This window comes from Crystallibacter degradans, from assembly GCF_012952295.1.
Lineage (GTDB): Bacteria > Actinomycetota > Actinomycetes > Actinomycetales > Micrococcaceae > Crystallibacter > Crystallibacter degradans.
In genome coordinates, this window is record NZ_JABBCH010000003.1 from 230492 (window position 1) to 244606 (window position 14115).

At 66.2% G+C, this 14115-nt stretch carries 13 protein-coding genes; 7 read left to right on the forward strand and 6 right to left on the reverse strand.

What is annotated here, in order from left to right; genetic code table 11:
- The first annotated feature begins 20 nt into the window (after window positions 1-20).
- The 3 genes from HGO92_RS07735 to HGO92_RS07745 all read left to right on the forward strand — a co-directional run bounded on the left by HGO92_RS07735 (window position 21) and on the right by HGO92_RS07745 (window position 1651).
- Window positions 21-644, forward strand: a complete 624-nt coding sequence (locus HGO92_RS07735; RefSeq protein ID WP_169993429.1) for a putative glycolipid-binding domain-containing protein — start codon at window positions 21-23, stop codon at window positions 642-644.
- Between the two features lie 82 nt (window positions 645-726).
- Complete coding sequence (locus tag HGO92_RS07740) at window positions 727-1170, forward strand: hypothetical protein (protein ID WP_169993431.1); 444 nt, start codon at window positions 727-729, stop codon at window positions 1168-1170.
- Between the two features lie 4 nt (window positions 1171-1174).
- A complete protein-coding gene (locus HGO92_RS07745; protein ID WP_169993433.1) occupies window positions 1175-1651 on the forward strand; it encodes an HIT family protein in 477 nt (158 codons plus the stop codon).
- Window positions 1652-1679: 28 nt separating this feature from the next.
- Here HGO92_RS07745 and HGO92_RS07750 read toward each other — a convergent pair whose 3' ends face one another.
- From HGO92_RS07750 to HGO92_RS07760, 3 genes are read right to left on the reverse strand one after another with little or no spacing between them, the layout of a single operon-like run.
- Window positions 1680-2780 carry a polyprenyl synthetase family protein gene (locus tag HGO92_RS07750; RefSeq protein WP_169993435.1) on the reverse strand — a complete coding sequence of 367 codons (1101 nt, stop codon included), beginning with the start codon at window positions 2778-2780 and terminating at the stop codon, window positions 1680-1682.
- Between the two features lie 9 nt (window positions 2781-2789).
- The gene (locus tag HGO92_RS07755) at window positions 2790-4127 is read right to left on the reverse strand and encodes a geranylgeranyl reductase family protein (RefSeq protein ID WP_169993437.1); all 1338 of its coding nucleotides are present in this window, start codon (window positions 4125-4127) and stop codon (window positions 2790-2792) included.
- Window positions 4128-4129: 2 nt separating this feature from the next.
- Window positions 4130-4891 carry a demethylmenaquinone methyltransferase gene (locus tag HGO92_RS07760; protein WP_169993439.1) on the reverse strand — a complete coding sequence of 254 codons (762 nt, stop codon included), beginning with the start codon at window positions 4889-4891 and terminating at the stop codon, window positions 4130-4132.
- Window positions 4892-5039: 148 nt separating this feature from the next.
- On the opposite strand from HGO92_RS07760, the gene HGO92_RS07765 reads away from it, so the two are divergent.
- The 4 genes from HGO92_RS07765 (at window position 5040) to HGO92_RS07780 (ending at window position 8947) form a co-directional block, all read left to right on the forward strand.
- Entirely contained in the window at window positions 5040-6344 is a 1305-nt protein-coding gene (locus tag HGO92_RS07765) for an isochorismate synthase (protein ID WP_169993441.1), read from the forward strand.
- Window positions 6345-6517: 173 nt separating this feature from the next.
- On the forward strand, window positions 6518-7327 hold the full coding sequence (locus tag HGO92_RS07770) for a basic amino acid ABC transporter substrate-binding protein (protein ID WP_169993443.1): 810 nt from the start codon (window positions 6518-6520) through the stop codon (window positions 7325-7327).
- 72 nt (window positions 7328-7399) lie between these two features.
- Entirely contained in the window at window positions 7400-8185 is a 786-nt protein-coding gene (locus tag HGO92_RS07775; RefSeq protein WP_346768889.1) for an amino acid ABC transporter permease, read from the forward strand.
- Window positions 8186-8188: 3 nt separating this feature from the next.
- Window positions 8189-8947, forward strand: a complete 759-nt coding sequence (locus HGO92_RS07780; protein WP_169993445.1) for an amino acid ABC transporter ATP-binding protein — start codon at window positions 8189-8191, stop codon at window positions 8945-8947.
- Between the two features lie 57 nt (window positions 8948-9004).
- Here HGO92_RS07780 and HGO92_RS07785 read toward each other — a convergent pair whose 3' ends face one another.
- From HGO92_RS07785 to HGO92_RS07795, 3 genes are all read right to left on the reverse strand, one after another.
- Entirely contained in the window at window positions 9005-9895 is an 891-nt protein-coding gene (locus tag HGO92_RS07785; RefSeq protein ID WP_169993447.1) for an intradiol ring-cleavage dioxygenase, read from the reverse strand.
- Between the two features lie 63 nt (window positions 9896-9958).
- Window positions 9959-11842, reverse strand: a complete 1884-nt coding sequence (gene menD, locus HGO92_RS07790; protein WP_169993449.1) for a thiamine pyrophosphate-binding protein — start codon at window positions 11840-11842, stop codon at window positions 9959-9961.
- Window positions 11843-11943: 101 nt separating this feature from the next.
- A complete protein-coding gene (locus HGO92_RS07795) occupies window positions 11944-14034 on the reverse strand; it encodes a PhoX family protein (protein WP_169993710.1) in 2091 nt (696 codons plus the stop codon).
- Between the last annotated feature and the right edge of the window lie 81 nt (window positions 14035-14115).

Here is a 14115-nt window from a genome sequence, read left to right on the forward strand (position 1 = left end):
ACAGGCACAAGGCTTGGGCCATGGCACATGAAACGCATGAAAGCCGGACGCACAGCTGGCTCGGTGAGGACGACCCGAGCCGGGCGGATTCGGCCACCATCAACCTCGAGCCCGAGCGGCTGACCGCCCATGGCGCCTCCCGCACCTCCGAATACGCCGCCAGCTGGTCGCTGACCACCACGCAGAACTGGTTTACCGAGCGCCTGATGGTTACGGTGCACGGCAACGGCTGGAGCCGGCACCTGGAACTGCTGCGCGCGACCAACGGCGAATGGAGCGCAGAAGCGCGCGCCTGGGGCACTGTGGACCTGCCCGAGCCGGGGCTGGCGGATCCGTCTGTACTGGTCGGCGCGGTGGACTGCGACCTCGGGTTGTGCCCCGTCACCAACACCATGCCGATCCTGCGCCTGGGCCTGGTCCATGACGAGCAGGTTTCCGCGGATCTCGCCGTCGCCTTTGTCCGGATGCCCAGCCTGCAGGTGGTTCCCGCCCTGCAGCGCTACACGGGAATCAAGGCGTACGACGACGTCACCGGCACTGCGTTGATCGGTTTTGATTCCGGCAACTTCAGTGCCGAAGTCACGGTTGACGCCGACGGAATTGTGGTGGACTACCCCGGGCTGGCACAGCGCCGCCGCGGCTGAGGCTGGAGGGGTAACAGGGCCGGCCAAGCGGCACCCGCAGGTAGGATGGTGAGCGACCCACCCCACCAGTCAAGGAGCCCCCATGCCCGAAATGTTCGTGGACAAGTTCCGTGCCCTCGTCCCCAAGTACCTGGACCGGAAGTGGAGCGAAGAAGACGGCATTTCCTACGACGAACTCGAGGGCCTCCTCGGCGAACACAAGTTCCAGATTCCGCAGGCACTCGTGGAGTTCTACCACGCCCTTGGCGGCTGCGAGGACCTGATGGAGGCCCACGATTTCTTCTGGGATCCGGACGAGCTGGAGATCGAGGACGGCTACCTGCTGTTCCTGGACGAAATGGATGAAGAAGCCAACTGGGGCTTCCGGACCGAGCATCTTGCCGTCCCCGATCCCATCGTCTGGATCCGCACCAACACCGGCAAGCAGCGCTGGCAGAGCGAGGAATCCACCTTCAGCGAGTTCGTCTTCGACATGTTCGACTGGGTCTTCAATGACGATGAGAACGACGACGAACTGCAAGACTGACCCCATGATCTGGCCAAGCCACGCTCCCGCAAATTACCAGTGCCCGTTCTGCGATTTTGCCTCCGGGCAGTTCCGGTTCCAGAAGAACCTATGCCGCGCGGAGGATCTGGTGGCCTCCACGGATCTGGCCATGGCTTGGATCGCTTCGCACGGCTTTGAGCCCGAACCCGGGCACGTGCTGGTGGGGCCAAAGGAACACTTCGAGCTGCTCTATGACATGCCGGACGATGTCCTGGCAGAGATCGCCTCGCTGAGCCGGGACATTGCCGTCGCCATGAAGAAGGCTTGGCAGCCGGACGGTATTACCACCCGCCAGCACAACGAGCCCGCCGGGAGCCAGCACGTCTGGCACTACCACCAGCATGTGCTGCCCCGCTGGCACGACGACGGACTGTACTTTACTCCGCAGCGGCCCATCGTGGATCCCGCCATCCGGGCACGCAAGGCCGCCGAACTACGGGCGGTCATGGCGCAGCTCTGACCGCTCGCCGCGTTAGCCGCATCCGGGATCAAACGTCGCGGTCGACAACCGCCTCGGCAAACGCGGTCAACGCCAGCTTGACGGTGCTGTCCGGCAGCCGTTCCAGGGCCGATTTGGCGTCATCGGCCCATTTGCGTGCCACGGTCCAGGCTTCCGCGGTCACCGGATGTTCGCGCAGCGCTTCGACGGCGCGGGCCAGGGCCTCGTCGGAAGTCAGGTCCGCATCCACCAGCTTGAGTACGGACGCCGCCGAGCTGTCGCCGGCCGCGGCGGCCTGGCGCAGCAGCAGGACCGGCAGCGTGGGCACGCCCTCGCGCAGGTCTGTTCCGGGCGACTTGCCGGACTTGACCTTCAGCCCGGTGACATCAATGACGTCGTCCGCGAGCTGGAAGGCCACGCCGACCTTTTCGCCGTATTCCAGCATCATGTCCACCACATCGGGACCGGCGTTGGCGAACATCGCGCCCAGCTGGCCGGACGTTGCGATCAGCGAACCGGTCTTGTCCGCGATGACCGAAAGGTAATGCTCCACGGGGTCTTCGTCTTCGCGCGGTCCCACGGTTTCGTGCAGCTGGCCCAGCACCAGCCGTTCGAAGGTGCGTGCCTGGATCTTGACGGCTTCCGGGCCGAGCTCCGAGACCAGGATGGAGGCGCGGGCAAAGATCAGGTCGCCGGCGAGGATCGCCACCTGATTGCCCCAGACCTCATGGGCCGTGGGCGCGCCGCGGCGGTAGGGGGCGGAGTCCATCACGTCGTCGTGATACAGGGTGGCCAGGTGCGTCAGCTCAACAACGACGGCGGCCTGCAGCACCTCGGGCACGGGGCCCTCCCCCAGCTGGGACGCCAGGATGGTGAGCAGCGGGCGGATGCGTTTGCCGCCGGCCTCCACCAGATGCCGGCTGGTGGTGTCCGCCAGCGGATCCGAATGCGCGATGGCGGCACGCAGCCGCTTTTCCACTCTGGCCAGGGCCGTGGACACGGCAGGCCCGAGAGCGGGATCCTGGGCCACCGGGGCGAAGCCCGCCGGCAGGTTCAGGCTGGTGGCGAGGGCAGCGGTGGCCGTGTCCAGCTCCAGGGAGTCCGGCACGCCGGAACCTGCAGGAGTCCAGCTCGGTTTTGCGTCAGTCACTGTATAACACTAACTAATCGTCGGGGCAGATGGTGTGCGGCTGTGCGTGGAAAGGCCTTGGTTGGACGCCGGCGGCGTGAGTTTCTCCAACAGATGAATAACTCTATCCTCAAAACCCTTGCCGTCCTGGTCCGTCAGGTTGGCAAGCATCCGCACCACAAAGCGCATCAGCACCGGCACCGGCATTCCGGTCCGCAGCGCCAGCTTCATGATGGCAGGTTTTCCGATCAGGCCTGCAAAAACGCGGCCCAGCGTGAAGTGGCTTCCCCAGTGGCCCTGGATGACGCCGGCGTAGCGGGCCAGCGAGGAGTCGAAGCCTGCCTGGCTGAGGATCTGCCCCTGTGAACCGCTCAGCCGGCCAAACGCGTCGGCGATCAGTTCCGCGGCGTAGCGGGCCGATTCCATCGCGTAGGAAATGCCCTCGCCGTTGAACGGGCTGACCATGCCGCCGGCGTCGCCGAGCAGCAGCAGCCCGGGTGAGTAGTGCGGCGTCCGGTTGAAGCCCATCGGCAGGGCCGCGCCGCGGATCTCGCCCACCTGGTTCTCGGGGTTGTAGCCCCACTCGGCGGGCATGGCGGCGGTCCAGTCCCGCAGCACCTGCTTGTAATCCAGCTTGCCGAAGGAGCGCGACGAGTTCAGGATGCCCAGGCCCACGTTGGAGGTACCGTCCCCGACGCCGAAGACCCAGCCGTATCCGGGCAGCGGATTGCCCTGCGCATCGGGCAGTTCCAGCCAGCCCTCCATCCAGTCATCGTCGTGCCGCGGGCTGGTGAAGTAGGTGCGGACGGCCACGCCCAGCGGCCGGTCGTCGCGTTTTTCAATGCCGAGGCTCAGGGCCGTTCGGGTCGAGTTGCCGTCGGCTGCGAGTACGACGTCGGCGCTGAAGTCCTGCGTCTGCCCCGTCTTCCGGCCGCGTTCGTCCAGGATGTTGGCGCGCACCCCGGTGACCCGGCCGGCGTCGTTCCTCAGTGCAGTGGAAACGGAATGGCGTTCCAGCATCCGGGCGCCCGCCGCCTCGGCATGGCGGGCCAGTTCCTCGTCGAATCCCAGCCGGGTGCGGATCAGGCCGTAGTCCGGGAAGTCCGAGAGCTCCGGCCAGGCAAGTTCCAGCCGCCGGCCGCCGGCGATCAGGCGCAGGCCCTTGTTGCGGCGCCAGCCGGCTGATTCCTCGTGCGGCAGGCCCAGCAGCTGGACCTCGCGCACCGCGCGCGGGGTCAGGCCGTCGCCGCACACCTTCTCGCGCGGAAACGACGTCTTTTCCAACACCGTAACTTCAATACCCGCTTTGGCCAGATAGTAGGCAGCGGTTGAGCCGGCAGGTCCGGCCCCGACAATCAGAACGGACACGGTTACAGCGCAGCCCTCGTGCCCCGGCGGCGGAGCGCGGTCTGGGCGTTGGCGTTGGGCGCGTCGGTCCGGCCCGGCTTCCGGGCGCGGTGCACGGCCACGATGCCGCCGGTGAGGTTGCGGTAGGCCACGTCCTGCCAGCCCTCCTCGGCGATCCACTGGGCCAGCTCGTTCTGGTTGGGCCAGGCGCGGATGGATTCGGCCAGGTAGATATAGGAGTCCGGGTTGGACGAGATCTTGCCGGCAATGGCCGGCAGCATCCGCATCAGGTATTCGGTGTACATGGTGCGCCAGACCGGAAGGGTCGGCGAGGAGAACTCGGCGATGACCAGCCGCCCGCCGGGCTTGGTCACACGCAGCATTTCCTGCAGTGCCTTGCGCGGTTCGTTCACGTTGCGCAGGCCAAAGGAGATGGTCACGGCGTCGAAGGAGTTGTCGGCGAACGGCAGGCTGGTGGCGTCGCCGGCGACGAAGTCGATGTCCGGGCGGCGGCGCTTGCCCACCTGCAGCATGCCCAGCGAGAAATCGCAGGCCACCACGTGGATGCCGGCATCGGCGTAGGGCTCGCTGGACGTGCCGGTTCCGGCGGCCAGATCCAGGACGCGCTGGCCGCGCCTGGCACCGACGGCGTCCACCACAATCCGGCGCCACCGCCGGGTCTGCCCCATGGACAGAACGTCATTGACGACGTCGTACTTTGGGGCGACGTCATCAAACATGGCTGCTACTTCATCAGGGCGCTTGTCCAGGGATGCACGGTTCACCCGTTCATTGTCTCAAAGTTTGCCGCGCCGGTTTGCCGCGCCCGCAAACCCCTGGCGGGAGCCTGCGCCCCTGGGGTGCAACCGCGCGTGTGGGCCAGCTTGCACCGGTGCTTTGGCGCGCCGGAGGCGGGGTAACCTTGAAGTCATTATGACCTCCCTGCGCGCCGTCACCGTTGACCTCGGTGAGCACTCTTCACCAACCGGAATAATGGACTACTTGGTCCGCGACGACGTGCTCTGCTGGGTCCGCCGCGGCGGCGGCCTGGTCGGTTTCGGCGAGGTTGCCCGCTTCACCGACGCCGGCCCCGGACGCTTCCAGACCGCGGCCCGCTGGTGGCGGGAGCTGCAGCAGGACGCGGAGGTGGACAACCCGGTAGGCCTGCCCGGCACCGGGCTGGTGGCCTTCGGCTCGTTCGCCTTCTCCAAAACCTCCGGCCACGCCTCGCGGCTGATTGTTCCGCAGGTTGTTGTCGGCCTCGGCGAACAGGGCTGCTGGCTGACCTATATAACCGACGACGACGGCGCAGACCTCAGCGCGGAGACGGCCGAGGCCGCCCTGGCCGGCTGGCTGGACGAGATTTCCGCCGAGCGCGGCGCCGAAACCGCTGACCGCCTGCACCCGGGGCAGGTTTCCGAAAGCGCTTACAAAGCGGCGGTCGCGGCCGGTGTGCAGAAGATCGCCGGCGGCGGGTTGAGCAAGCTGGTCCTCGCCCGCGACGTGATCGCGGACCTCTCCTCGCCCATCGCCACCGCCCAGGTGCTGCGTGAACTGGCCATCCGTTACCAGGACTGCTGGACCTATAGCGTGGACGGACTCATCGGCTCCACCCCGGAGATGCTGATCAAGGTCGAGAACAACGTAGCCCGCGCGCGGGTCTTGGCCGGGACGCTGGACCGCGCCAACACCCACAAGATCGACGGCGAGTCCGACGCCGCCTACGCCGAACGGGTGCTCGCCGGCTCTGAGAAGCAGCAGCACGAGCACGAGATCGCCATCGACTCGTTGACCCGCAAGCTGCAGCCTTACACCTCCGAGATGACCTCGCACAGCGAGCCCTTTGTGCTCGAACTGCCCAACGTATGGCATCTGGCCTCCGATGTCTCGGCCGAGCTGTCCACCAATGGCGGCCACGCGCCGTCGTCGTTGGAACTGGCCGAAGCCGTGCACCCCACGGCGGCCGTGTGCGGTACGCCCACCGAAGTGGCCGGTGCGCTGATCCGCGAGCTCGAGCAGATGGACCGCGGCCCCTATGCCGGTCCGGTGGGCTGGACAGACGGGGCAGGTAACGGCGAATGGGGCATTGCTTTGCGCGGCGCGGTAGTGGAAAGCCCTACCCGCGTGCGGCTCTACGCCGGTTGCGGGATTGTGGACGCTTCGACACCGGAAGCGGAACTGGCCGAAACTTGGGCCAAGTTTCGGCCCATGATCGAAGCGCTGGGACTGCGCCGCTAGCTATGGCGAAAATTGTGCTGCAGGTCGCGGCAGCATAACAATTTGTATAGTTGGGCGGGTCCCGCTTGTTGACTAATAGGCAATCAATGTAGCCTGTGATGCATATCACCCGTTACCGAATGTTACGGCTAGACTTAAGCCGGATTTTTCATCAAAGAACAGGTAGGAAAGCCATGCGCACTAACGCATCCACCGCGGTCAAGGTCTTCGCCGTCCTTGCCACGGGCACCCTGGCCCTCACCGCATGCGGTGGCGGCTCGTCTTCGGACGGCGGCTCCCAGGCAGCCGACGGCAACGAGCTGGGCCTGGTCACTCCGGGCACACTCACCGTCTGCTCCGACATTCCGTACCCGCCGTTTGAGTTCGAGGAAAACGGCGAATACACCGGCTACGACATGGACCTCATCCGCGAGATCGCCACGGGTATGGGCCTGGAGACGCAGATTCAGGATGTTGGCTTCGACGCCCTCCAATCCGGTGTGGTCCTCGCCTCCGGACAGTGCGACATCGGCGCCAGCGCAATGACCATCACCGAAGAGCGCGAAGAGAACCTCGACTTCTCCGAGCCGTACTACGACTCGTTGCAGTCGCTGCTGGTTCCGGCCGATTCCGATATCAAGGCCATCGGGGATCTGGCAGGCAAGTCCGTAGGCGTGCAGCAGGGCACCACCGGCGAGGCGTACACCCGCGAAAACGTGCCGGCCGACACTGAGGTCCGCGCGTACCCGTCGGATGCCGAGCTGTTCCCGGCACTGCAGTCGGGCGGCGTCGACGCGGTACTACAGGATCTGCCGGTCAACCTCGGCCACTTGGAGGGCGGCAAGTACGAGATCGTCGAGGAATACCCGACGGACGAGTCCTACGGTTTCGCGGTGAAAGAAGAGGGTAGCGAGGCTCTGCTGGAGGCAGTGAACGCCGAGCTGGCCGAACTGCGGGAAAGCGGCAAATACCAGGAGATCTACGACAAGTACTTCACCCAGTAATGCCCTTACGGCTTCGCCCCGGACGAGCTGTCCGGGGCGAAGCTGTCCTGAAGACCTTTGGAAGGCCTGAATGTGAAACCGTCTACCCGTAGGCGCCTGTTCCGCGGCGTGCTCTACGCCATTTTCGTACTTGCCGTAGTCGCCGTCGTACTTGTCGCCGACTGGGGCACGATCCAAACCAACTTCTTCAACCCGGACGTAGCGGCGACTCTATTCCCGAACGTCGTCCTGACGGCAGCGAAGAACACGATTGTCTACACGGCAATTGCCTTCGTCGGTGGCTTGATCTTTGGCCTGCTGCTGGCGCTCATGAAGCTCTCCCCGGTGGGCCCCTATCGCTGGGTGGCCACCGCGTACGTGGAGATCTTCCGTGGCCTGCCGGCCCTGCTGGTGATCTTCGGCTTCGCGTTCGCCGTGCCGATCGCCTTCGACTGGCGCCCGCCGGGCGGCAGCGCCGGTGCCGGCCTGATCGCACTGATTGTGGTCTCCGCAGCTTACATCGCCGAAACCATCCGCGCCGGCATCGAGGCCGTTCCCCCGGGCCAGCGCGAGGCCGCCCGCTCGCTGGGCATGAACCCGAGCTGGACCATGGTGTCGGTTGTCCTGCCGCAGGCCTTCCGCATCATCACTCCGCCGCTGACCAACGAACTGGTCATCCTGATCAAGGACACCTCGCTGCTGTTCATCGCCGGCATGGCGCTGAACGAGCGGGAACTGACCACCTTCGCCCGCGACGCCGTCTCACAGCAGGCGAACGCGACACCGCTGATGATAGCGGCGCTGATGTACCTGATCATCACGCTCCCGCTCACCCAGCTGGTTGCCAAGCTTGAACGACACAACAAGAGAGGCCGGTAAGCCATGGCGACGGAGAGTTCCCTGCGAAAGGACCGTCCCGCAATTGAAGTCCGGGGCCTTTACAAGAGCTTCGGGGACAACGAAGTCCTCAAAGGCATCGACTTCCACGTTGACCAGGGCGAAGTGGTGTGTGTCATCGGGCCGTCCGGCTCAGGCAAGTCCACCCTGCTGCGCTGCGTGAACCGGCTGGAGGAACCCACCAAGGGGACCATCCTGGTGGAAGGCGTGGACATCACCGACGAGGAAACGGACCTGGACAAGATCCGCACCCGGATCGGCATGGTGTTCCAGCAGTTCAACCTCTTCCCGCACCTGAGCGTGCTGCGCAACCTCACCCTGGCCCAGCAACGGGCCAAAAGGCGCGGCAAGTCCGAGGCCGTCGAAACCGCCCGGCGCAACCTGGCCAAAGTCGGGCTGGACAATCGGGAGAACGCGTACCCGGCCCAGCTGTCCGGCGGCCAGCAGCAGCGCGTGGCGATCGCCCGGGCCCTGTCCATGAACCCGGACATGATGCTCTTCGACGAGCCCACCAGCGCACTAGATCCGGAACTCGTGGGCGACGTGCTGGAAGTCATGCGCCAGCTCGCCGATGAGGGCATGACCATGATGGTGGTGACCCACGAGATGGGCTTCGCCCGCGAAGTGGGCGACCGCGTGGTCTTTATGGACGGCGGCGTCGTAGTGGAGCAGGGCAAGCCTGAGGATGTGCTGGGCAACCCGCAGCACGAACGTACCAAAGCCTTCCTCTCGAAGGTTCTCTGACCTCTCGCCCAGCGCCCGGGTATCCTGAGCTGCCGGCCTTTGACCGGCAGCTCAGATTCAGATGGTGACGTTCAGCGAGGCAGTGTAGCCGTCGGCCGCGGAACCGGACATCGTGGCCAGCTGATAGATCCCGCCGTCGTCGCCGAAGACGTTGTCGCTGGCGAGCGGTGTATTGGGGAAGTTCTGGCGGCTGACTTCGTACCCGGGGGCGGCGTAGGCGTCCGTGCAGGCCGCATCCGTGAGGGCGATCTGCGAAACCTTCAGGATCTGCCCGGCGCTCGTGGCGTTGGACATGGACTCGAAGACTTCGAAGTGGATATGCGGCCAGCGTCCGTTGTAGGCACCGGGAAAGACGGTTGTAAACGTCACCTGCCCGTTGGCGTTGGCTTCCTGCACGCCGCGCAGGAAGTTCTCGCCTTCCAGGCCCGAATCGTAGATGGAGTATCTGCCGTCCCGGTCGCAGTGCCAGACATAGACCGCGGCCCCGGCGAGCGCCTTGCACCCGTTGGCGTTGTCCAGCAGGGTCAGTGTGAACGTCAGCGGCACGCCCTCCGACCTCGTTGACGACCCGTTGAAGCTGGACGTGATATCGCTCCTGACCACGCCGGACGCCTCCAGCACATTCGGGCCGTTGGAGCCGTCGCCGGGGAAGGGACCGGCGGTTTCATCCGGTATCTCCGCGCCGCACTCGGCGATGGCACGGGTCACCGTGGACGACGGCGTCGCCGCACCGGAGGCGGACGCCTTACCGGAGGCCGAACCAGCAGCGGGAGGTGACGTGGCCGCCGTCGTCGTTGAACCGTTGGTGGTGCCCGAGGGAGTGCAGGCGGCCAAGGCAACCATCGTGCCGGCACCGAAGAACAACCCGAGCGTGCGCCGGCGGCTCAGCATCTTCAGGTCGAATTCGAGTCCGCGGTCATGGTCAGGGTGAGGCGTCTTGTGCGTCATGGGTTCCTTTCTAGCCCGGAACCCTATGCTTCGGCTATGTCTGGCCTGCGGTGAGAACCGACGTCAGCCGGGAGTTACCTGAGGCAACGTTCGGGGCCGCTCGGGCAGCCGGGCGCGCAGGGCAGCTCCTACGGTCTCCGTGATCGCGGCATGCAGCTGACGCAGCGCTGCCCGGTCCGTGCGGACCTCAACAATGCTGCGACCTGCTACCGGCTCCCGCAGCGCATCCCCCAGCACGGCTTCATCCTCGACCAGCCTGTAGCCCACTCCGTAGGCTGCGGCGATGGCGGCCAGGTCCACTTGGTGCGGGGTGCCGAAGAGACGTTCGACGGCGGCGCCGTAGTCAGCGCGGCCGCCCACCTCACCGTGTTCGAGCAGGGAGAAGATGCCGCCGCCGGCATCATTGACGACGACGATGCGCAGCGCTGGTTCCGCTTCGCCGTTGCCGAGAAACAGGCCCGAGGCATCGTGCAGGAAGGTCAGGTCCCCCAGCAAGACGGTGGTCGGCCCGTCCGCACTCAGCGCGATGCCGGTGGCCGTCGAGATGGTGCCGTCAATCCCGGCCAAGCCGCGGTTGGCGTGGACGAAGGCCGACGGTTCCGGCGCCGGAGAGCCCATCAGGTCTACATCGCGGATCGGGTTGGACGAACCGAGCACCAGACGCCCGCGGGAAGTGGCCCAGACCGCCCGGCCCACATGCAGTCCGGTGAGGCCCGGTGCCTGGTCCAGCAGGTTCCCGATGGCCGGCACGGCCGCGGCAACGGCGTCCTGCCATCGCTCCAGCCAGCCGGCCGGGCCGGTGCCGGAGAAGGTGGAGAGTTCCGCCGGCTCGCTGATGATCCGTTCCCGGCGCCGGCCCGGTTCGAACCAGGCCACGGGTTCGGGCATGAACAGTGCCGTCTGGACGTCCGTCCTGGCCAGCAGGGCAGCCACTGGCCGGGACAGTGTCGGCCGGCCGAAGACCACGGCACGCTCGATCTCCCCGCCCAGATGCCCCAGCAGCAGCCGGTACGCCTCGATGGCATTGGGACCGAACCGCGCATTCGACGACGGTTCGGCCAGCAGCGGCAGCCGGTGCGCGCGGGCGAACGCCTCCGCCTGGGCACCGGCACCGTGGCCGGCAATGACGACGGTCTGCCGCATTTCCGCCGGTTCGACTGCGGACGCAGGCCCTGCTGTGGTCGCAGGTGCGGCGGCGGCCGACGCCTCGGTGGGTTCCGCTGCCAAGGCGGCCGGCACCTGCTGAAGCTCCTCAACCTGCTGTCCCCCGGCGGCAGGTGCGCCGAAGTGCGAAGCCGGAGCCCCACCGTTGTTCATTGCCGGCACCAGCGGATCGCGGAACGCCAGGTTGAGGTGCACCGGGCCAACCGCCCCCTGATGATGATCCGCCCCGTGCTGGGCCTGGTGGGCTTGCGAGGGCGTGGCGGTCAGGGAATGTGTGGCTTGTACGGTCTCCACCGGAGCCACGGGGATGCCCTTGCCCGCCAGCAGCCCGGAATTGATGGCCTCTGCGGGATCTTCGCCCGCGGGCACATCCACCGCGTAGCGGACATGCCGGCCGAAAATTCCCGGCTGGCTGGTGGTCTGGTTGGCCCCCGTGCCGCGCAGCTCCTCCGGCCGGTCCGCCGTGAGCACCACCAACTCGACGCCGGCATGGTTAGCTTCCATCACGGCCGGCAGGAGTTCGCCGACGGCGGTGCCCGACGTCGTGACTACCGGCACCGGGCGCAGGGAACCCAGCGAGAGCCCCAGGGCGGTGAAGGCCGCCGCCCGCTCGTCGATCCGCACGTGCAGCCGCAGTTCCCCGCGGGCCTCGGACTCGGCGAGCGCGTAGGCCAGCGGGGCGCTGCGCGAACCCGGCGCGATCACCACATCGCGCACGCCACCGTCCAGCAAAGCGCTGACAGCGGAGCGGGCGGCATCGAGGGCGTTCAGTTCAACGGTCACCTGTATATCCTAGGCAGACGGCCGCGCCCACCAAGGTGGACGCGGCCGTGGGTCGCTGCTGTGCCGCTGCGGCTGAACGCTGGGCCGCCGGACCCAAGGTGCTAGCGGCCGACGAAGCCGTTCTTGCCCTTGAACATCTGGATCACGGCCGGGCGGGGCAGACCGCCCTTGCCCGACGGAGTGCCGGCCGGGAGGTAGTCCGGGAACAGCGAGCGCTGCTGATCCCAGGAACCGTCCTCACCCGGGTGCTGGACCGCCACGAAGACCAGACCGTCCTCGTCGTGGATGACGGGACCGCAGGTTTCGGCGTCGATCGGGACCGCCATGAACTGCTCCACCTTGCCCGTCTCCGGCCCTTCCATGGTGACGCGATACAGGGCGTCATTGCGCTGGATGGTGCCGGGCTGGCCGTCGGTGGAGATCCACAGGTTGCCGGCCGAGTCGAACGCCAGGTTGTCCGGGCAGGAGAGCGGCTGGACCTGGTCGGCCGGGTAGCCGTTGAAGTAAACGCTCTCGTCCACCTCGGGGTCACCGGCAACCAGCAGCAGCTTCCAGGTGAACTGGGTGGACGTCTGGTCCCCGGTCTCGGTCATCTCGACGATGTGGCCGTGGCGGTTGTTGGCCCGCGGGTTCGGCTCATCGGCCTGGGCGGCGGTGCGGTTGGTGTTGTTGGTGCAGGCCACGTAGATCTTGCCGTTGGCCGGGTTGATCTCCACGTCCTCCGGGCGGTCCATCTTGGTGGCACCCATCTTGTCCGCGGCCAGCCGGGTGTAGACCAGGACCTGGTCGATCTCCATCTCCGGCACCAGCGACTTGTTGTTGTGGGTCAGCTGGATCCAGTGGCCTACGCCGTCGAACGCACCGTCGCTGGGCAGCACGCCGGAACCGTCAATCTGGTTCGCCGGGGAGTTGCCCGAGAAGCTGGCCACGTAGAGATCGCCCTCGGTCAGCAGCGTCATGTTGTGTTTCTTGTCGCCCTCGCGGTACGTGTCCTTGGAGACGAACTTGTAGAGGTAGTCGAAGCGCTCGTCGTCGCCCGAGTAGGACACGGCGTGGCCGGACTTGGCGATGGTGACGTTGGCGCCCTCGTGCTTGAAGCGGCCAAGGGCGGTGTGCTTGCGCGGCGTGGACTTCGGATCGAAGGGATCCACTTCCACAATCCAGCCGAAGCGGTTGTCCTCGTTCTTGCCCTCGGCGGCGTCGGTGTCGAAGCGCGGTTCTTCGATGTGCCAGCCGCGCGACGGATTGGCGTTGGTCAGCCCGTAGCGGCGCTGCTCATCGGTGGGCGCCGAAACCTTGAAGTACTGGTTGAAGTTCTCTTCGCCGGAGAGGATGGTGCCCCAGGGCGTGGTGCCGCCGGCGCAGTTGTTCTGCGTCCCCAGCACCACGCGCCCGCTCGGGTCCGCCTTGGTCTTGAGCAGGTCCGAGCCCGCGGCGGGACCGGTCAGCTCGTACTCGGTGTCCATCAGGAAGCGGCGGTTCAGCTTCGCCCCGCGGACGTACTTCCACGGCTGGCCCTTGCCCTTGCGCTCCACCTCGACCACGGACAGCCCGTGTGCCGCCATCGCGGTCTTGCGGACCTGGCTGATATCCATGTCCGGCGGGAACATGATGTTCTCGTTGGTGTATTCGTGGTTGGAGAACAGCACACCGCGCTTGCCGTTGCTGCCCCGGATCTCGATGATGTCCAGGTAGTCGCAGTTGTAGCCGAACTGCCCTGCCTGGGACTCGGGTGTCTGGTTCTCGGGATCGAACTCGGCGGAATCGTGGAACAGCGGATCGCCCCAGCGGATCACCGGCTCCCAGTTGTATCCCTTGGGCACAACCACGTCATCCACCGTGTTCCGCACACCGTCGATGCCGGCGAACTTCAGCTTGCTGGCATTGCCGTGGCCGAAGCCCTTCTTGGCCGCAGGTGCCAGACCGGCCGCCCGGCCATTAGCCGCAGCCGCTCCCCCACCGAACATCAGCGCCACCACGCCGGCACCGCTGACGCCGAGCATGTTCCGCCGGGAGAATTCGGCGGAGACGATGTCGCGGAAGTAGTTGTTGTCCGAGGTATTGCAGACGCCCTTCGCGCAGGCATTGTCACACTTGAGCGCACAGGTCATGGCGCTGCGCTTGCCGGAGGTATGTCCCAGCATCGGCAGCAGGCGTTTTTTCAGATCAGACACTTCAGAGGCCTTCCACATCGAACGGTTGCGAACGGCTTTCACCATGTCAGTGCAATCCGACCAACAGGCCGAGGCTAAGTAAACAAAAAGCAAACAAAG